Below are 18,836 nucleotides of genomic sequence, written 5' to 3'. Positions count from 1 at the left end.
GACGACCGTCGCACAAGCGTGATAGTTGTAATGCTCGTTCCTAGGAGGAGTTACAAATGGGATATCAGATCGACACGCTGGACCCCACTCGCACGGCGCTACTGGTCATCGACATGCAGCACGACTTCCTCGCGCCCGGCGCTCCTCTGGAAACGCGTGCTGGGCGAGAGATGATTCCGACTCTCAACGAGATGATTCGCTTCTCTCGGGAACGGCAGATCCCGGTCATCTTTACGGCGCATGTGCACGGGGAAGATGGCGCCGACATGGGTCTTTACGCAGACCTTTACCCGCCTATCGAAGCGCGCTCCGCACTCATCGACGGAACCCCCGGGGCGGAAATCTACGCCGACGTCGACAAGTTGCCGAACGAGCGGCTCATTCGGAAACACAGGTATAGCGCCTTCCATGCCACGGATCTGGACCTGATTCTTCGCGGCATGGGAGTGACGCACGTCGTCGTCACAGGCGTCACCACCGAGGACTGCGTACATGCCACAGCGCGCGACGCCATGTTCCGAAACTATCGGACTGCAGTTGTCTCCGACGCCACAGCCACCTACGACCACCCAGACCTGGGCTTCGGCGCGATGTCCGCTGCGCAAGTGCACCAGGCGACTCTCGTTGTTTTAGCCCAGTCAACGGCCGCCGTCATTCGGTCGGATGAGTTCTACGGGCTGCTTTCCGATGGTGCTTGACGCAATTTATTACGACCGCCTGTCTGCGCCAGAGGCTAACAATGGAAAGTCGCAGGATAAGTCTCAAGAGAAGGCGCTGCTGCACGGCGCGGACTATGTCGGTCCTCAGCGGGCGCAAGCGATCGCTGAGGAGCTGATCACGAAGGCCGGCGGAGAGGCCTCGGTCACGATCATGAGCCCGGTTGCCTCCGATGTGGAGATCATGGCCCTCGGCGCCGGGTAAGGGCGTGCTGACGTCGCTGCCGTACTCGTCAGCTATTCCGACCGATGCCGCCGAGAAGTTCCTTACTGTCTTCGGAGCTGAGTACGGCAGCGACGCCCTGCCAGGTTCCGGGGAGAGCGTTGGCGGCTACAACTGGCTGTTCATGTACAAGGCAGCAGCAGAGAAGGCCGGCACGACGGCGGCGGATGAGGTCGCAGAGGCCCTGGTCGGTCAGAGCTACGACGGTCCCACGGACGTGATGACGATGACCGATTCCCATCACGTCAGCCAGCCGATGACAATCGTAAAGAGGGACGGATCGAAGAACTCGTTCGTCTCCACACCTGAATCGCTCGACCCGAACCAGCCTGCCTGCGGATGACTGGCAGCATCGAAGGAGGGGACTCGATGAGTATCGTGAATAGCACGCCGTTCGTCCGTCGGGTTGGGGACTCGGTCGCTTTCGGCGTGACCGCCGATATCTCGCACGCAGAGCCTGACGACGCGCTCGAGATGGTTTTTCGCTGCCTGCAGGACGCTATTGTTGACGCCTCGGTGGGCGACATCGAATTCGTCGATGCTGATCTCAGGTATCCGGGCGGGCGCGTGCCTGAAGCTGCCCAAGTCGAACGCATGTGGCGCCAACACTTTGCCGGAAACATCCCCTTGCTCCGCGTCGAGCCGAGCGGAGACGGCCCGGGGGGCATTGCCGAACTGACCGGACGGGGCAGAATCGGCGAGAGAAATTCAGCTCGAGGGCCAATCTTTGCTGGTTTCGACGAGAACGAGCTCGGATGGCAGTATTCACCGATTCTTTGGGAATCCGGGGTGCCAGACATTCTCGCTTCCTGGCGAAGGCGTGGCCTCGAACACATCGCAAGTCACGACGTTCGAGCCGATCTTCGCTATGGAGCGGATAAGAACGCCGTCCTTGACCTCTACCTGCCACGCACCCCTGAGCCGCGGCCCTTGGCCATCTTCCTGCACGGTGGCTATTTCCAGATGATGGACAAGGCCGACAATGGGCACTTCACCAAGGGAATCCTCGACAGCGGTTTCGCGGTCGCTGTTCTCAACTACAGTCTCTGTCCCGACGTCGGCCTTGCGGATATCGTGGCGCAGGTTGATGAGGCGTGTTCGTGGCTGTATGCGAACGCGCACGACCTCGGATATCGCGACAGCGGAGCTGTGGTCATTGGGCACTCGGCAGGCGCGCATCTAGCCGCAATGATGTGCGCAGGCGTCCGAGGAAAGCCGGAAGAAAAGTTCTTGGGTGGCTTTCTTGGAGTCAGTGGCCTCTATGATCTGACTCCTCTGCTTCTCATGCCGGTGGCCTCCACGCTGGGACTCCAACGGGCAAACGGTTTCCGAGGATTGAGTCCGATGTTCCTGGCGCCGCCGGCTAACCTTCGAGCCATCGTGGCCGTGGGCGCACAGGAATCCAGTGAATTTCACGTTCAGACGGAGCAGCTCAAGATGCAGTGGGCGTCACATGTCGGGGAGGTCGCATCCCTGCTTGTACCGAATGTCTCTCATTTCGGGGTGATGGAGCACCTAGTCGAAGGTGTGCTGTTGGACGCTGCCCTTGATCTGCTTGGACAGGAATAGGCGCGACGAGACCGGCTCAAATGAACGAGAGTGGCGTGGCGTCGGTGGGAGGGCGGGACTGCTGCACGAACCGGTGACAGTTTGACCTGCCCTACGGCCTGGTTTCCACTCGCGGTGTTGAGTCTTCAGGCGGGAACGGTGTCTGCGGGTGAGGCGCTCGTACTCGATCTGGGCCCTGGAGCCGAGCGCTGAGTGGCGGCGCTGGCGGTTGTGGAAGATCTCGATGTACTCGAAGATCGCGCTCGCAAGCTCGACGTGGTCTTCCATTTGCGGCGGTTCAGGGGCTCGATCTGCATCGAGGAGCCTGTTGCAAAATTACGCCCACCACGGACCGTGATCGATCGATCACGGCTGAGATGGCCACTGGCGGACAAACGGCGGCGATCGAGACTGATTTGGTACTTCGGTTCAGTCGTTTTCGCCGAAAACGCAACAGGCTCCGAGGACCAGAAACTCTCCCTCATCGCGTTGTCCAGGCCGTCCCCGACCGTGCCTAAGGAGGACAGCGCTCAGCGGAGCGGACCCGCTCACCGAAGGCCCAGAGGAAGTGAACTGACCTGACTCGACCGGTGGATGCAACACCGGTCTGTTGGAGCGAGGCTAGTTGGTCGTCGAGTGCCTCGGCGGGTGTCTTCCGTCCCAAGTGTCTTTGCGGAATCTACCGTTGAGAGTCGCAGCGACCGGCCGTGATGTTCTCAGCGGCCCAGCGGGACAGGTCGGTTGTCCTTGGGGAAGTACTGGCGCAGCAGCCCGTGGGTGTCTCGTTGCTGCCGCGCTGCCAGGGGCTGTGCGGGTCGGCGAAGTAGACCGCGATGCCGGTGTCGATCTCGAGCTGACGTGCTGAGCGAGCTCCTTGCCGCGGTCGCAGGTCAGCGAGCGGCGCAGCTGTTCGGACATCGTGGCCATCTGGGTGGTGCCGCGGAGCGTCCGAGCGCGTGGTCGGGAGGCACGGCACGCAGGTCCCGGCGTTCCACTGGTCGATCAGTCCCCTTCGGGGTATTGACAAAATGGGTATTGACAAAACAACGACGATCGCAAAATATTCGTAACGTCCGTGACGTCTTCGCACCATACGTTCATCGCAAGGTGTTCATGTCTTGCCTCAGGAGGCGCTGTGAAATTCAAGTTGTGTGCTCGTCGAGGGAGCTCCACTCCGCGCCGCGTGGCGGCAGTTGTCACCAGCCTTGTGTTGGCCGGGCTCACGCTGGCGGCGTGCGGGAGCGACTCCGGGAACTCGTCCGACGGTGCAGCCAAAGGCGCTCCCAAGGTCGCGATCTTGACGAGCGTCGGACTCAAGGACTCCGGCCTCGGCCGAATGACCCAGGCGGGCGGCGATGAGATCGCCAAGAAGTTCGGAGCCAAGGTCGATGTAGCGGGCGACATCAAACCCGAGACATGGGCAGACACCTTCCGCAACTACGCATCGCGCGGCTACAACCTGGTGATCGCCAACGACATCACAGGTCAGGCAGCAGCGCTCGAAGTGGGCCCCGAGTTCCCCGACACGGACTTCGTGGTTGTGGGCGGCTACAAGTCCCAGGCACCCAACGTCTCTGCAGTGACGAATGACTACAAGGATGCCGGCTATCTCGCGGGCCTGGCTGCGGGCGTGGCGAGCAAGACGAACCACGTCGCCGGAATCGGAGCCGACGACTCTATTGCGCCGATCAAGGAATTGATGGATGGCTACGCCGCCGGAGTCAAGAAGGTGAACCCGAGCGCCACCGTCGATATCTCCTACACCGGCATTCCTACCGGCGATCCGATCAAGGCCACCCAGCAGGCGACTGCCGCCCTCGACAAGGGTGCCGACGTCATCTTCGGTGTTACCAATGATGGGCAACCGGGCCTCTTCAAGGCGGCCGAGAACGCCGGTGCGTATGCGATCGGCTTCGGGGTGGACGAGAACGAGATGGCCCCGAAGACCGTGATTACCTCCCTGAAGTTCGACTTCGTTGGCATGATGGTGCGGACCTTCCAGCGCTATCACGACGGATCGCTGGCGCCTGAGGTCGTCTCCGAGGGCTACAAGCAGGACGTCTTCTCTCTCGCGGACTTCCGCGGATTGCTCCCCAACGACAAGGTCAGCAAGATCAACGCTGACGTCGCAGCCGCCACCGCTAACTGAGGACATTCGGCATGGATCTGTTGCGAATCTCGCCGCCCCGGGCGGTGGTCGCCGCGGTGCTCGCGCTCTTGACGAGTGCTCTCGCCGCGTTGACCGTGGGTGTCTCACCCTGGTCAACCCTGGCGACCATCGTCTCAGGGGCGGTAGGGACCACCTACGCCCTCGGTTCGACGATGAATTCTGCGGCGGTCCTGACGATGCTCGGTTTGAGTTTCGCATTCGGGCTGCGCGGACACGTCATCAACATCGGAATGCAGGGACAGTTTCTGCTCGGCACAGTCGGCTCGCTCCTGGTGGCAACCTCCGTCAGTCTCCCGACGGCGCTGCACCTACCGGCGTGCCTTCTCGGTGGAGCTGTCGGCGGAGCCCTGTGGGCGCTGATTCCGGCATTGATGAAGATGCAGCGCGGTGCGAATGAACTGGTGACGACGCTGATGATGAACTTCATTGGCGTTGCGTTGGTCGCGTATCTCCTGCGCGGTCCGCTGAAAGACGCCAACGCTGATTTGCCGGAGAGCGTCGTCCTTCCGCACTCGGCTCGCCTGCCGATCATCATGCCCGGAAGTCGAGCGAGCGCGGGCATCGTCGTCGCTGTCGGATGCGTCCTCCTGATCGGCTTCCTGCTGCGATACACCAGGTGGGGCTTCAAGCTCAGCAGTGTCGGGATGAATCCCGAGGCGGCGCGCTACGCCGGCTTCAACGTCCGTTCCATCAAGCTGCAAGCGTTCCTCGTCAGCGGTGCCCTGTCAGGGATAGCGGGCGCGATGGTCCTGCAGGGCGAGAAGTATCGCTTGCAGGAGGGTCTGATCGACAACTGGTACATCGGAATCGTGGTTGGCCTCATCGGCGGAGGATCGGCCCTCGGATGCCTCGTCGCGGCGGTGGGATTTGGAGCACTGCAGACTGGGGCGTTCGAAGCTCAATTGAACCTCGGAGTGCCCGCCGCGATCGTGGACCTAATGCAGGGAGCGGTGATCGTGATGTTCCTCCTGGTTGCTCGCGCACCGGACATCCGCGCGGTCATGAAACGACATCAGAGGTCTCGTGAGCGACCCACCCGCGCGGCGGTCTCGCGGGGCGACGCGGATGTCGTGTCGACCAGCACACGAGAAGGGGAGCGCTCGTCATGAATGACGTCAGCACGATCCTTGTCTCTGCGATTGCGTTGACGACGCCGCTTCTCCTCGCAGCCATGGGAGGCCTGCTCTCGGAACGAGCGGGCGTGTTCGCTCTCGCGCTGGAGGGCTACATGCTCGTCGGCGCGTTCCTCGCTGTCATAGTGGCCCGAGATACCAATGCCTACATCGGAGCCATCGCCGGAGGAATCGGTGGAATGCTCTTGGCCTGGGGGTTCGCCGAACTCTCGATTCGGCTGCGCATCAACCAGGTGACCGCCGCGATCGGCCTGATCACCTTGGCGAGCGGTGCCACGACCTTCTTCAACGACGTGATCCTCGGCAAGACCGGGACGCCCTACCAGCGGGCACCCAGCCTACCTCGCCTCGAGATTCCGCTACTTTCCGACATCCCCGTGATCGGGCAGGCGCTCTTTGCTCAGAATATCCTCGTCTATATCGCCTACGGCGTGGCCGCGTTCCTAGCGTACTACCTGACGAAGAGCCACTCCGGCATGCGACTGTCCTCAGTGGGCGAGGCTCCGCGGGTTGCCGAGACGCGAGGCATCCCGGTCTCGACGACCCGCAATGGAGCCGTGCTTGTCAGCGGGCTCCTAGCTGGGCTCGGCGGCGCGATGCTGACGCTGGGTATCCTCAGCTCGTTCACTGCTGGCGTGTCGGGAGGCAGGGGATTCATCGCACTGGCGGCCATCGTCGTCGGTGGCTGGCGGCCACTCAGTGTGCTATTCGCCACGTTGATGTTCGGTACGGCCGACGCATTGCAGCTGTGGATGAACGCCCGTGGCATGGACGTGCCCCCCGAGATCTTGGGCATGTTTCCATACGTACTGGCGATGGTGGCCCTGTGCCTGTTCGTCAGTCATCGGGCGCCTGGCGCCTTGGGCGTTCCTTTCCATCGCGAGCTCAGGGGGTAGGGCCATCATGACTGTCGCCACCTTGGAAATGCGCGGAATTTCAAAGCAGTTCGGAGGCCGGTTCGCCAACGAGCATGTTGACTTCGCCGTTATGCCCGGCGAGATTCATGCCCTGATTGGCGAGAACGGTGCGGGCAAGACCACACTGATGAACATCGCGTCAGGCCTGTACAGGCAGGACGAGGGGCACGTCTTGGTCGAGGGCGACACCTGCGACTGGGCAGATCCGCTCGAGGCACTCGAGGGCGGGGTGGCGATGGTGCACCAAACATTCATGCTGGTCGACACCTTCACCGTCGCGGAGAACGTCGCGCTGGGTAGCAGGAAGGGTCTGGGACACAGTTCGCGCGACCAGTTGGCGCAGGAGATCGCGGCTGTCGCGGACGAGTTCGGAATCTCGATGGGCAGGGCGTCCGACACAGGCGTGAACTGGACGAGCAGACGCGGCCGAGACTTGTCTCCCTCGGAGAAACAACGGGTCGCAATCCTGTCGGCGCTCTATCGCCACTCAAAGCTCCTCGTTCTTGATGAGCCGACGTCTGTTCTGTCTCCCGAAGAGACGAAGTCATTCTTCGACGTACTCTGTAAGCTGAAGGCTGCGGGTCTTGCCATCGTCTTCATCAGTCACAAGGTTCGCGAGGTCCTAGAGCTCTGCGACAAGGTAACGGTGATGCGCGGAGGTCGTGTCGTCGCCGCTGCCAACGTGAATGAGCTCGACGACGAGAGTCTTGCGGCGCTCATGGTGGGCCGCGACATCCACCCCGCGTTGCGAACGACCAATACCGTTCGTCCGACGGAGGTCCTGCGAGTCTCAGATCTGTGGGCGAAGGGGGATCGGGGAGCGTGGGCGCTCAAGGGAGTGGGGCTGAGCCTGAGACAAGGCGAGATCCTGGGCGTTGCAGGAGTCGATGGAAGCGGACAGCACGAGCTGGTCGAATGCCTCGCGGGGCTGCGCCCCTGGGAGCGCGGAGACGTCGAGTTCGCGGGAGCCGGATCATCTGGCGGCGGAGGCCTGCGGCGGGTCAGCCACGTTCCCGCTAACCCGCGCCGCGAGGGCCTCATCCTCGATGGCGATGCCGCCTGGAATATCGGCCTGCGGCATATTGACGAACCCGAGGCGCGGAGGGCCGGGGGCCTCATCGTCAATACGGGGTACTTCTCGCGTCTGGCAGATAGGCTCATCTCGGACTACGACGTTCGCAACTGTCGGCCCGCAACCAGGGTGGCGGACCTCAGCGGTGGGAACCTCCAGAAGTTGCTGCTGGGTCGTGAGCTGACCCTCCCGCGCGACGTCGCCCTGATCGTGAACCCGACGACCGGCTTGGACGTAGGGGCGATCGAGACCATTCGGAAACAGATCCTGCGCAGTGCCGAGTCAGGTACCGCAATCCTCCTCGTATCCAACGAACTCGAGGAGCTGTTGGCACTCAGTGACCGTATTGCTGTTTTCTACAACGGCGAGATCGCCGGCGAGATTGATCGTGCTCACGCCGACCGCGGTTCAATCGGCCGACTCATGAGTGGGCTCCATCGTGAGTGACCCGTCGAACGAACACAACCCTGAGATCGGTAGCCACGGACGGCTACTGCCAAGGACTCAGGAGTCGTGGCGTCGACCGCTCGAAGGGGCGCCGGCGGCCGCGCTGGTGCGCGCCGCGGCCTGCGCGGCGACCACGCGGCTTGGGGCCGGCGGAAGAAGCTCGGTGAGGGTTGGCCGTGGCGGCTCGGCCACGGGAACGTCGGTGCCCAGACGGGGCTCTGGCTCGTCTTGGCTGCGTCGGGAGCGTCGTGAACAGCGGAGAGGTTCTCGACCTCTCCCGAGTGCTGGCCGGGCCACTGTGCGCGCAGATGCTCGCCGACCACGGGGCCGTGGTCACAAAGGTCGAAGGCACGCCCGAGGCGACGAGACTCGCAGTTGGGGCCCGCCCTTTCATGCAGGGGACTCAGCGCCTACTACCCACGGGCTGAACCGCAGAAACGGAACATATTGCTCGACCTGACCACCGATGGCGGTCGCGACGTGTTGGCCCGGCTGCTCGGAGCCAGGTGGCCACGGAGCTGGTCGTGGAGCGGGTCGGGACGAGCTCGCTCACTTTTGCGTTCGAGGTATGGGGGGAAGAGCACCGAGGGCGCGCGGTGTCGTGCCGCCCGCGGCCGCTACCGGAATGCGGGCCAGTGTTCCGCCCTTCAGGGCGGGGGTGAAGGCTCGCGCTGGGAGGGCCGTGAAAGGCCCGAGCAGTGCCTTAAGCCGGACGGTTCTGCTGTTCTATGTACTGCTTCACGACGCTTAGCGGTGCCCCGCCGACGGAGCCTGCGAAGTACGAGCCCGACCAGAGTTTGCTGGCTCGATGGCCCTCACCGTCCGATCGTGGGACTGCCCGTGCGGCAGTCACCACGACCGGGACGTGAACGCAGCGAAGAACGTGTTGGCCGCCGGGCGGGCGGACAACGGAAACGACCGTGGAGCGCACGTAAGACCAGGACTCGTCCCGGCGGCGCGCAGGGAAGCGGTAACCCACCCGGACGCCGCGCGGTCCATGCGCAGCGTGGAGGGAATCTCCGTCCTTTAGGACGGAGAGGATGTCAAGTGGTTGTCCACGTCGACGGCGACGGCGACCAAGCCGGTGCGGACGGCGCCGCAGCCCTTCCCCTGCCGGAGGCGTGGGTCGATCGGCTATAGGGTAAGGCGCGAGTGGGTGCCTGAGTGGGGCTGAGGCGCGGAAGGGTCGTAGGGCACTGGAATGGTCCGAGGGGAACGCATGAGCGCTGGCCACGACGTTGATGGAGCGCGTCCGCATGACCCTGGCGATCCTACGCAAGGTTCTCGCCGCACCCAGCAGCTCGTCACCAGCGTCATCGCGCTCTACGGACGCCCCCAGCCGCTGACGGTCGCCACGATTGTCCGGCTCCTTGGACTACTCGGGGTCGAGGAGCCAGCCGCGCGCACCGCGCTATCGCGATTGAAGCGCCGCCATGTCCTGGTAAGTGACAAGCGTGGGGGGTCCTCGATCTACGTGCTCAACCCCGAGCTTGAGGAGACCTTCCGCGAGGGCGACGAGCGCATCTTCACGCCGCGTCGCGCTCGACCCGAGGACCCGTGGGTGCTCGCCACCTTTTCAGTTCCCGAGTCCCACCGGAACCTGCGCTACCAAATCCGCAAAATCTTGACCCGACGTGGCTTCGGCACTGTCAGCGCGGCACTATGGATCGCGCCGGGCCAGGTCTACGAGGGCGCGCGACGGGAGTTGGAGCGTGATGGGCTCGACCATCTGGTGGAGTTCTTCTCCGCCCACAGCCTCGCGCAGGGCGATCTCGCGGAGAAGGTCGGTGCTTGGTGGGATCTGAACGACCTGGCGACCCGCTATCGACAGTTCGAAGCCATCTTCCGCCCCCTCCTTGAGAGGTGGCGACCAGTGACGCCTGAGGAGCGGGCGTGTGCGGAGGCGTTCGCCGACTACATCGACGCCGTGACCGCCTGGCGGCGACTGCCGTACGTCGACCCTGGTCTGCCGCCTGAGTGCCTCCCGCCGGACTGGCCGGGTCTCGCGGCCGAGCGTCTTTTCGGGGAGCTGCACCGTCTGCTCGCCGAGCCGGCTGCGCGCTTTACCCGCGAACTGGTCCGCAGCATCTGACCCACGCCCTCGGGCTTCACATTCTCTCCGGCGGGGACCTCGAAGCGACTGATAGGCGATACACATGACCATGAGGTCAGGGCGACGCCCTCATCGTGCGCGTGCCGACAAGCTGAGCGCCACTGCCGCGCAACTACCGGCGACCCGGCAGACGTGCGTCGCGCTCCGGCACGGTCAGGGGCGGGCTACGGCCTCTGACTGTGCCACACCGCCAATCGCACCGACGAGGCGCTCGCGCGCACGCACCAGGTGCAGCTCAAGCACGGCGACCGCTCTCGATTCCTCTCCTGCTGCGATGAGGTTCAGCAACTGCTCGTGCTCGGCTGTGATGAGCGTCGTCTCCAAGAGGTGCCGACCCTGCACCTGCGTCATGCACAGAGTCACCTCGGTGACGAGCGAGCCGTACATACGGCTGATCCGCGGGCTGCCGAGTGCATCGACCAGAGCGGTGTGGAAGCGCATGTCGGGACCCACCACCTCCAGAGCGGAGTCGTCCGTCAAGGCGGAGATCTCTGCGTTCGCCGCGCGGGCCGCCGGCACGTCGGTGTGTGCGCGCGCTAGCCGGCGCACCACTTCGCTCTCGAGGTGGGCGCGGGTGCGGTAGATGTCCCGGACGTCATCTGCCCCGAGCGTCACGACGCGCGCCGAACGATGGTTGTCCCGGACGAGCAACCTGTCATAGACCAGCTGCTCGACCGCAGCCTTCCCCGTGGGTCGCGCCACCTCGTAGCGCTTCGCCACCTCCCACTCGGTCAGCGGGGTGCCAGCCGCGAGCTCCCCGCTGAGAACGGCACGCCGGAGGTCGCGGGCGATGGCGTCCACCACCGACACGGGCTTCACACGAGCACTCACGGTGACAGGCTAGCTGTCCATTCGGGGCTTGTCTACGCAGCACACTTGCTAGACAATCAGGCCATGGTTTCATATGTGGGTCCGGGTGTTCGATGACTACGGCACTCGTCAACGCCCTCCGGGCGGCGGTCGGTGACGTCGCGGACGTCCGCTCCCGCGACCTAGACCGTCACGTGCATGCAGCGGATGCCTCCCACTTCCTGCTGACTCCCGAGGCCGTCGTGGTCGCTCGGGATGCCGAAGGTGTGGGTCGGTTGATGCGGGCGACGGCTGGCCTCCGTGTCCCGTTGACGTTCCGGGCAGGCGGTACGAGCCTGTCAGGGCAGGGCGTCACCGACGGGGTGCTCGTTGATGTCCGGGCCGGCTTCCGAGACCTCGAGGTGCTTGACGATGGCCGGCGCGTCCGTGTCCAGCCCGGCCTGACGCTGCGGCAGGTCAACGCGCGTCTAGCGCCGTACGGACGGAGGCTCGGACCCGATCCCGCGAGCGAGGCGGCCTGCACGGTCGGCGGCGTCGTCGCCAACAACTCCAGCGGAATGGCGTGCGGAACCGTGGAAAATTGCTACCGCACCGTCGAGTCGCTCGTCCTGGTGCTGCCGTCGGGCACGGTGGTCGACACGGGAGCTCCCGATGCCGACGAGCGGCTGCGTGCCGCCCAGCCGGAGCTGCACGAGGGGCTGCTTCGGCTGCGGGATCGAGTACGCGGGAACCCTCGGTCGCTGGCCACGGTAGAGCGGCAGTTCGCCATGAAGAACACCATGGGATACGGCGTGAACTCCTACGTCGACTTCGACACGGCGTGCGAGATCCTCGCCCACCTGACGATCGGGAGCGAAGGGACGTTGGCATTCGTGGCCGAGGCGACCTTCCGTACCGTTCCGTTGCGCAAGCACGTCGCGACCGGTTTCGCGGTGTTCGACACACTCGCGGAAGCCAATTACGCCCTGCCTTCCCTCGTCGCAACCGACGCCGCGACGATCGAGCTGCTGGACGCGACGTCCCTTCGGGTCGGGCAGTCACTTGGGCCCGCCGCGGATGTCCCGGCTCAGGTCGCGGCACTCGCGGTGACGGAGCAGGCTGCGCTTCTGGTGGAGTACCAGGCCGATACTGCCGAGCAGCTGGCCGACCTTGTCGATGCGGCCGGCTCTGTGCTCGCGCAGCTGCCGGTCAGCACCCGCGTGCGGCTGGATCAGGACCCTCGAGGGCGGGCGAAGCTCTGGAAGCTCCGCAAGGGTCTGTATGCCGCCGTCGCCGGTGCTCGACCCAGCGGGACCACGGCTCTGCTCGAGGACATCGTGGTGCCGGTAGACAGGCTCGCCGACACTTGCGAGAGTCTCCGCGACCTGTTCAACGTCTACGACTACCGCGACAGCGTCATCTTCGGGCACGCCAAGGACGGCAACGTCCACTTCATGCTGACGGACCGCTTCGAGTCCGAGGAGCAGCTCGAGCGGTATCACCTGTTCACCGAGGCGATGGTCGACGTGGTCCTCGGCCATGGCGGATCGCTGAAGGCCGAGCACGGCACGGGTCGCGTGATGGCGCCGTACGTCCGTCGACAGTACGGCGACGAGCTCTACGACGTGATGCTAGAGACGAAGCGTCTTGTTGATCCGGATGGTCTGCTCAACCCGGGCGTCGTGCTCAACGACGACCCAACGGTGCACATCCAGCACCTCAAGCTCCACCCGAAGGTCGAGGAGGAGGTCGACAGGTGCGTCGAGTGCGGGTTCTGTGAGCCTGTCTGCCCGAGCAAGGACCTCACACTCACGCCGCGTCAGCGCATCGTCGCACGGCGAGCGGTCGAGTCAGCCCGTCGTCAGGGCGACGAGGCACTGGTGGCCGAGCTCGAGCAGGCGTACGGCTACGACGGGGTCGACACTTGCGCTGCAGACGGGATGTGCCGGACGGCGTGCCCGGTCCAGATCAACACAGGTGACCTGGTGAAGCGCCTCCGGCGTGACGTCCACGGCCGCGCCGAGACAGCGGTGTGGACTGCCGCTGCGAAGCACTGGTCGAGTGCGACCCGCGCCGGCTCGGTGGCGCTCAGCCTCGCCGCACTGTCTCCGTCCAAGCTGGTGACCAGTGCCACCGACGTCGGTCGCACCGTCCTTGGGACCGAGGTCGTCCCGCGCTGGGCCCCGGATCTGCCAGCGGGCGGACAACGGCGTGCACGACCCACCGTCGAGGATGCGGACGCGCTCTACCTCCCGGCTTGTGTCGGATCGATGTTCGGCGCCGTCGGCGACGGCGTGCAGGTCAGCCTGGAGCGTCTCTGTGAGCGCGTCGGGCTCCGCTTGGCCGTGCCGGAGGAGATCGACTCCTTGTGCTGCGGTACGCCTTGGTCGTCAAAGGGATTCTCGCGCGGGTATGACGAGATGCGTACCCGAGTGCTTCGAGTGGTGAGGCGAGCTGGGCACTTCCGGGTCATCAGCGACGCGACGAGCTGCACCGAGGGTTTCACGAAGCTGCTGCACGATATCCCGGGCGTTCAGGTCCAAGACGCTGTGGCATTCGTGGCCGAGAAAGTCCTGGATCTCTTGCCGGCTCACCACAAGATCCCAAGCCTCGTGCTTCACCCCACCTGCTCCTCCGCACAACTCGGCGTCGACGACGCCCTCATCCAAATCGCGCGGTCGGTTGCCGAAGACGTGCACGTTCCGGTGGATTGGGGTTGCTGCGCTTTTGCCGGCGACAGGGGAATGCTCCATCCAGAGCTGACCGCCGCCGCCACGACACCCGAGGCGCGAGAGGTGAAAAACTTAGGTGGAGCCGCGCACGCCTCGTGCAATCGCACGTGTGAACTCGGGATGACTCGCGCGACTGGTCACCCCTATCAACACATCCTCGAGCTTCTCGACGCTGTCACACGACTGAGCGAGGAGCCGTGACGCCCTCGCCGCGCTACTGACGCCGTCAGTTGCGCGGTGGACATGCCGTGAGTCTCCCGGGTCGCGCCCGACGAACACGACGAAACCCGCCGAGAGAGTCAGTGCTCTGCGGAGTCAACCTTCAGCACCGAGCGTAAGACCGGGCGATGCCCACCTCGGTGCTCAGCGTCGCGATGGAGCTGGTCACGAGGCTGCGCACGCCGTGCGACCGATTCCAAACCCGGGCTATGTGTGGATGACTTCCAGAGCGTGTGAACGGGCGGGCTGTCGAAGGAGAGCATCGAGGTCTGCGAACAACTCGGTCGCCTTGGTCCCGCTCCAGTCCTTAGGAAGCACCGAGGCAGGCAGCCCCGGGTCCAGGTACGGAAGCCGGCGCCATTCGGTCAACAACGGCACATAGACCTCGAAAGCACGCTGCGCTGACTTCGACGACTTGCGCCACTCCGCCTTAACACCCCCGAAGTTGTCGATGAACGTGGAGTACTCGGTGTTCATCGCCTCGAGATCCCACCACTCCCGGACACGCTCCTCGAGAACGCTGAAGTGCTCATACGAGGCCCGAAACACATCCACATAAGGACTGAGCCCGCGCGTGGTGAGCATGTTGATCGTCTCCTGGAACACGACGCTAGGAGCAACCCAAACTCCCGGCGACACCGTGCCGAAGCCCGACCCGGACAGCAGCGTCCGGAGCTTGTGCCGACGGTCCCTCTCCGACTCAGGCACCGAGAACACCACGATGATTAGTCCGTCCGACTCGGTCGCCCTCTTGGTGCCGAAGATGCGGACGTCGCCTTCGCGCAAGACCTCAAGAGCACTCGCCGATAGGGAGTACCCAGCCGAAGCGTCCACCTTCATGGACTCCAAGACACCGCGCCGCTTGAGCCGGGAAATCGAAGAACGCACGCCGGCCGAGTCGACGCCGAGGTCAGACATCAGACGCACGACCGCACTCACCGATAGCCAGTTGTGCTCGTCGCGGGCGTAGAGACCGTACAAGGTCAAAATCAGGCGACGAGGCGCAATATCGAACACGGGACGAGCGTAGCGCTTCCTACACAGTCGGATCGCACCCAGTCGTAGTGCTCACCAGCGACTGAAACCAGCTCATCCGACGAGAGCAACAATACGACCATGCTGACGACCTCCTGCCAGTTCTCGCAGCGCCTCAGGACGGTCTGTTGAACGTCCTCGGCGAGTCGATCAACGACTGCCGATGCGCCCATGGTGCGGACATACTCTGCCTTTGAACTCCCTCGAACGACCGCAATGACGTTAGCGCCGGTAGCCGGTGCGACCTCGATGAAGGCGCTTCCGAAGCCGCCGGCAGCAGCGTGTATGACGACGGTTTCGCCAGCCCGCACATGGGCCCGTCGATGCAGCGCAAGCCAAGCAGTCTGATACCCGATGAACAGCGCCGCAGCTTCTTCGCGGGCCAGCTGCTCGGGTATCTCGAACGCCTCTGCCGCCCGCACGATCGCGTACTCCCCGAACCCGCCGTTGGGGAGGCGGGTAGGCCCGAGGATGTGCGTGCCCAGCCACCGCTCCTCATCACAGTCGCCGACACCAACGACCTCCCCGGTGGTCTCGATTCCGGGCACGTACCAGGTCCGGCCCGCACCTGGTACGTGCCGCGGCAGAGAAGGACGTCAGGGAGTTCGCCGCCGATGCGGCGCCCCTGACGAGGAGCTGCCGGGCTGGGTTCCGGGCGCGGACACGTCTCCGACTTCAGTACCTCCCTCGGGTCACCGTGAGTCGCGACCGTCAGCGCACGCATCGACTCGACCTGCACAACATCGTCACGACCTAGGCGGGGCCGAGACGAGTCCCGTCCTCCGCATACTCGTACCAGCCGCGCCCGGTCTTCCGGCCCAGGTCTCCACGCTCAACGAGCTCAGTGACCGACTTCGACGGTGCGTCCTTCGGGTCGTTCGTCTCCGCGAAACGTGCCTTCTTCGTGAAGTAGCCGATGTCGATGCCGGTCAGGTCCATGAGCTCGAACGGGCCCATCGGGTACCCCAGAGCCGTCCTACACGCGGAGTCGATCGAGTCCACCGACGCGACGCCGTTCTCGTACAAGAACACGGCCTCGTCGCGCACCGCGTTCAGGATCCTGTTCGCGATGAACCCTGGGATCTCCTTCTTGAGCACAACGGGTTCCTTACCGATCCGCACAACGAACGCCTTCGCCAACTCAATCGTCTCGGCCGACGTCTCAGGGCCCGCGACGATTTCGACGCACTTCATCACCAACGCAGGGTTGAAGAAGTGAATGTTGCAGAACAGGTCGGGGCGGCTCGTCGCATCTGCGAGCTTCGAGGGAATGAAGCTCGAAGAGTTCGTCGCGAAAATGGCGTGCTTCGGGGCGACTTCGTCGAGCTGGGCGAAGATCTGACGCTTCAGGTCCACGTTTTCGACAGCAGCCTCAATGACCAGATCGACGTCGCGCGCGAGAGCATCGAGGTCCGTGCCAAAGACGAGCCGGCTGAACGCAGCGGCTTCCTGGCCTGCATCGCGCCGCCCCTTGGCCACGTCACGCGCGGACCGCGACTGCAAGTCTTTCCAAGCGCGTTCTAGAGAGCTCTCAGCAATGTCCTGGCACAGGACTTCGTAGCCCGCCCGAGCGCACACGAGCGCGATCTGTGAGCCCATCGCACCAGCTCCCACAACAAGAAGCCGTTTGATAGTCGCAAGGTCGTTCGGGCTGTCCCAGCCGAAGTACTCCATCTCGATCTACCTTCCCTCGAACTTCGCAGGCCGCTTCTCAAGGAACGCCTCGACGCCCTCGGCCTTATCTGTTGTCTCGTACAGCACGGCCTGTGCCAGCCGCTCAATCACTTGTGCACTGCGCATGTCGGTGTCTGAACCACTTCGAACGACCAGTTTCGCCAAGCGAACTGCAAGCGGACCGCGAGCAAGAATCGCCGCCGCGACTTCGCGGCATTCGCTCATCAGCGAACCGGGGTCGGTCACCCGCGAGATCAGGCCGAACTGAAGCGCCTCGAGGGCGGTGAGCAAACGACCGGTGAGGATCAGGTCCAGGCTGACACCCACCCCGACCAGTCTGGTCAACCGTTGAGTTCCCCCAGCGCCAGGAACAATCCCAAGCGCGGTCTCCGGAAGCCCGAACCGGGCAGTCTCGGACGCAACACGAATGTCGCAAGCCATGGCCAGTTCACATCCGCCGCCGAGGGCAAAGCCGTTCACGGCCGCGATGGTCGGCTTCTCGAGCGTCTCGATGTCGTCGAACAGCCGCTGGAGGTTGGACCGTAGCGCGGTCTGACGGTCGTAGTCCCGAAGACGGTTGATGTCGGCGCCAGCCGCGAAAGCTCGGTCACCGGCACCGGTGAAGATGACCGCCCGCACGTCGTCGTCACCACCGACGAGCTCGAGAGTGCTCCTCAAGTCAGCCTGCACTTCCAAGCCGAGAGCGTTCCTGATATCCGGCCGATTGATAGTGACCGTAGCGATGTCGCCGTCACGAACGACTGCGACCGTGTCGAACTCTGTCGTCTTCTCCGCCATCACGCCTCCTCAAGAAGAACGGAAATGCCCTGGCCAACACCAACGCACATGGACACCAACGCACGCTTCGCGTCCCGGTAGCGCAACTCCAACGCTGCAGTCAGAGCCAGACGAGCCCCCGAGGCGCCCAACGGATGGCCAAGAGCGATGGCCCCTCCGTTGGGGTTCACGTGCTCTGCGTCGTCCGGCAGACCGAGCCCCCGGCTCACAGCTAGCGTCTGGGCAGCGAACGCCTCGTTGAGCTCGAAGATGTCAATGTCACTGATGCGAAGGTTCGTACGCGATAAGAGACGCTCCGTCGCAGGCAGCGGCCCGATTCCCATCAGAGTTGGTTCGACACCGACGACAGTGCCCGAGGTGACCTTCGCGAGCGGCTCAAGACCGAACCGCTCCACCGACCGCTCGGATGCAAGCAGAACCGCCGCCGAACCGTCATTCACGCCCGCCGAGTTGCCCGCAGTGATGTTCCCGCCCGGAACGATCGCCTTCAGGTTGCCCAACGCCTCCATCGACGTCGCCCGCGGGTGTTCGTCGAGCGAGACCACGGTTGACGGACCGCGCTTGGCCGGAACTTCGACGGGAGCGATTTCCGAATCAAAGCGTCCGGACTCTACGGCACGAGCGGCACGCTCTTGAGACCGCAGAGCGAACGCATCCTGATCCTCCCTGGCTATGTCGTACGCCTCGGCGACGTTCTGCGCTGTCTCGGGCATCGAGTCAGTTCCGAACATCTCGGCCATCCGGCTGTTCACGAAACGCCAGCCGATGGTCGTGTCATGAACCTCCGCGTTTCGTGACCACGGCACATCTGCCTTCGCCATCGCAAACGGCGCTCGCGTCATGCTCTCCACCCCGCCCGCGATAACCAGGTCAGCCTGATTGCTCTGAATGGCCCTCGCGCCCTGCAGGACCGCATCCAGGCCAGAGCCACAAAGGCGGTTGACCGTCACGCCAGGAGTACTAACTGGCAGGCCTGCAAGCAGGACAGCCATCCTGCCCACATTGCGGTTGTCCTCACCGGCCTGGTTGGCGCACCCGATCAGCACGTCATCGAGGTGTTCCCAGTCCACAGACGGATTCCGGCGCACAAGCTCGACCAGCACATGAGCGGCCAAGTCGTCGGTGCGCACGTTGGCGAGCGCACCGCCGTGCCGCCCGATCGGGGTTCTCGTTCCGGATACCAGATAAGCGTCAGGCATCAGAGCCTCCAAGACCATACATAACGCAATCTTGACGGGCGTCATCAGTCC

General features: G+C 64.1%; 18 protein-coding genes and 4 pseudogenes. 13 read left to right on the top strand and 9 right to left on the bottom strand.

The features are described from left to right. Window positions 1-56 precede the first annotated feature (56 nt). Genes DL519_RS09635 through DL519_RS09620 form a run of 4 tightly spaced genes read left to right on the top strand, consistent with a single transcriptional unit; the run spans window position 57 to window position 2,508 of the window. On the top strand, window positions 57-698 hold the full coding sequence (locus DL519_RS09635) for an isochorismatase family cysteine hydrolase (protein ID WP_190814082.1): 642 nt from the start codon (window positions 57-59) through the stop codon (window positions 696-698). Next, complete coding sequence (locus DL519_RS09630; protein ID WP_190814080.1) at window positions 688-921, top strand: hypothetical protein; 234 nt, start codon at window positions 688-690, stop codon at window positions 919-921. Before DL519_RS09635 ends, DL519_RS09630 begins: the two co-directional genes overlap by 11 nt. 4 nt (window positions 922-925) lie before the next feature. Then, window positions 926-1,282, top strand: coding sequence for an ABC transporter substrate-binding protein (locus DL519_RS09625; protein WP_190814078.1), 357 nt, complete (start codon window positions 926-928; stop codon window positions 1,280-1,282). 26 nt (window positions 1,283-1,308) lie between these two features. After that, the gene (locus DL519_RS09620) at window positions 1,309-2,508 is read left to right on the top strand and encodes an alpha/beta hydrolase (RefSeq protein WP_190814076.1); all 1,200 of its coding nucleotides are present in this window, start codon (window positions 1,309-1,311) and stop codon (window positions 2,506-2,508) included. Window positions 2,509-2,664: 156 nt separating this feature from the next. Here DL519_RS09620 and DL519_RS09615 read toward each other — a convergent pair. Together DL519_RS09615 and DL519_RS49795 are read right to left on the bottom strand one after the other, a co-directional pair. Beyond that, window positions 2,665-2,810, bottom strand: a pseudogene (locus DL519_RS09615) (IS3 family transposase); the annotation flags it as partial. Between the two features lie 269 nt (window positions 2,811-3,079). Next, window positions 3,080-3,399, bottom strand: a pseudogene (locus DL519_RS49795) (IS30 family transposase); the annotation flags it as partial. A gap of 223 nt (window positions 3,400-3,622) precedes the next feature. Between DL519_RS49795 and DL519_RS09610 the strand changes: the two are divergent. From DL519_RS09610 to DL519_RS49790, 5 genes are all read left to right on the top strand, one after another. Then, window positions 3,623-4,636 (top strand): BMP family protein, encoded by a 1,014-nt coding sequence (locus tag DL519_RS09610; RefSeq protein WP_190814074.1) that lies wholly within the window; start codon window positions 3,623-3,625, stop codon window positions 4,634-4,636. 20 nt (window positions 4,637-4,656) lie between these two features. Then, on the top strand, window positions 4,657-5,766 hold the full coding sequence (locus DL519_RS09605) for an ABC transporter permease (RefSeq protein ID WP_190814072.1): 1,110 nt from the start codon (window positions 4,657-4,659) through the stop codon (window positions 5,764-5,766). Continuing rightward, entirely contained in the window at window positions 5,763-6,686 is a 924-nt protein-coding gene (locus DL519_RS09600) for an ABC transporter permease (protein WP_190814069.1), read from the top strand. Before DL519_RS09605 ends, DL519_RS09600 begins: the two co-directional genes overlap by 4 nt. Before the next feature lie 7 nt (window positions 6,687-6,693). Continuing rightward, window positions 6,694-8,226, top strand: a complete 1,533-nt coding sequence (locus DL519_RS09595; protein ID WP_190814067.1) for an ABC transporter ATP-binding protein — start codon at window positions 6,694-6,696, stop codon at window positions 8,224-8,226. Window positions 8,227-8,534: 308 nt separating this feature from the next. Continuing rightward, window positions 8,535-8,654 (top strand): hypothetical protein, encoded by a 120-nt coding sequence (locus DL519_RS49790; RefSeq protein WP_397545042.1) that lies wholly within the window; start codon window positions 8,535-8,537, stop codon window positions 8,652-8,654. Between the two features lie 275 nt (window positions 8,655-8,929). Here DL519_RS49790 and DL519_RS09585 read toward each other — a convergent pair. Continuing rightward, a pseudogene (locus DL519_RS09585) lies at window positions 8,930-9,022 on the bottom strand (transposase); the annotation flags it as partial. Here DL519_RS09585 and DL519_RS49785 point away from each other — a divergent pair. The 3 genes and pseudogenes from DL519_RS49785 to DL519_RS09575 form a co-directional block, all read left to right on the top strand. Beyond that, window positions 9,023-9,070 (top strand): annotated as a pseudogene (locus DL519_RS49785) (hypothetical protein); the annotation flags it as partial. It lies immediately after the preceding pseudogene. Window positions 9,071-9,091: 21 nt separating this feature from the next. Further along, a complete protein-coding gene (locus DL519_RS09580) occupies window positions 9,092-9,256 on the top strand; it encodes a hypothetical protein (protein WP_263399851.1) in 165 nt (54 codons plus the stop codon). A gap of 189 nt (window positions 9,257-9,445) precedes the next feature. After that, window positions 9,446-10,318, top strand: coding sequence for a PaaX family transcriptional regulator (locus tag DL519_RS09575; protein WP_190814065.1), 873 nt, complete (start codon window positions 9,446-9,448; stop codon window positions 10,316-10,318). 174 nt (window positions 10,319-10,492) lie between these two features. Here DL519_RS09575 and DL519_RS09570 read toward each other — a convergent pair whose 3' ends face one another. Then, a complete protein-coding gene (locus tag DL519_RS09570; RefSeq protein ID WP_223838643.1) occupies window positions 10,493-11,149 on the bottom strand; it encodes a GntR family transcriptional regulator in 657 nt (218 codons plus the stop codon). Between the two features lie 113 nt (window positions 11,150-11,262). Between DL519_RS09570 and DL519_RS09565 the strand changes: the two genes are divergently transcribed. Next, the gene (locus DL519_RS09565) at window positions 11,263-14,061 is read left to right on the top strand and encodes an FAD-binding and (Fe-S)-binding domain-containing protein (RefSeq protein WP_190814061.1); all 2,799 of its coding nucleotides are present in this window, start codon (window positions 11,263-11,265) and stop codon (window positions 14,059-14,061) included. A 225-nt stretch (window positions 14,062-14,286) separates the two neighbouring features. Here DL519_RS09565 and DL519_RS09560 read toward each other — a convergent pair whose 3' ends face one another. From DL519_RS09560 to pcaF, 5 genes are all read right to left on the bottom strand, one after another. Then, a complete protein-coding gene (locus tag DL519_RS09560; protein WP_223838641.1) occupies window positions 14,287-15,096 on the bottom strand; it encodes a PaaX family transcriptional regulator in 810 nt (269 codons plus the stop codon). Then, complete coding sequence (locus DL519_RS09555) at window positions 15,069-15,662, bottom strand: zinc-binding dehydrogenase (protein ID WP_190814059.1); 594 nt, start codon at window positions 15,660-15,662, stop codon at window positions 15,069-15,071. Before DL519_RS09555 ends, DL519_RS09560 begins: the two co-directional genes overlap by 28 nt. 205 nt (window positions 15,663-15,867) lie before the next feature. Further along, the gene (locus DL519_RS09550) at window positions 15,868-16,788 is read right to left on the bottom strand and encodes a 3-hydroxyacyl-CoA dehydrogenase family protein (protein ID WP_190814058.1); all 921 of its coding nucleotides are present in this window, start codon (window positions 16,786-16,788) and stop codon (window positions 15,868-15,870) included. Window positions 16,789-16,794: 6 nt separating this feature from the next. Further along, on the bottom strand, window positions 16,795-17,586 hold the full coding sequence (locus tag DL519_RS09545) for an enoyl-CoA hydratase/isomerase family protein (protein WP_190814056.1): 792 nt from the start codon (window positions 17,584-17,586) through the stop codon (window positions 16,795-16,797). Then, on the bottom strand, window positions 17,586-18,785 hold the full coding sequence (gene pcaF, locus DL519_RS09540; RefSeq protein ID WP_190814053.1) for a 3-oxoadipyl-CoA thiolase: 1,200 nt from the start codon (window positions 18,783-18,785) through the stop codon (window positions 17,586-17,588). Before pcaF ends, DL519_RS09545 begins: the two co-directional genes overlap by 1 nt. Window positions 18,786-18,836 lie beyond the last annotated feature (51 nt).

Source organism: Saccharopolyspora pogona, from assembly GCF_014697215.1.
Taxonomy (GTDB): Bacteria; Actinomycetota; Actinomycetes; order Mycobacteriales; family Pseudonocardiaceae; genus Saccharopolyspora; species Saccharopolyspora hattusasensis.
Note: the sequence above shows the minus strand (reverse complement) of the source record. Positions and strands in the feature narration are given on the sequence as shown.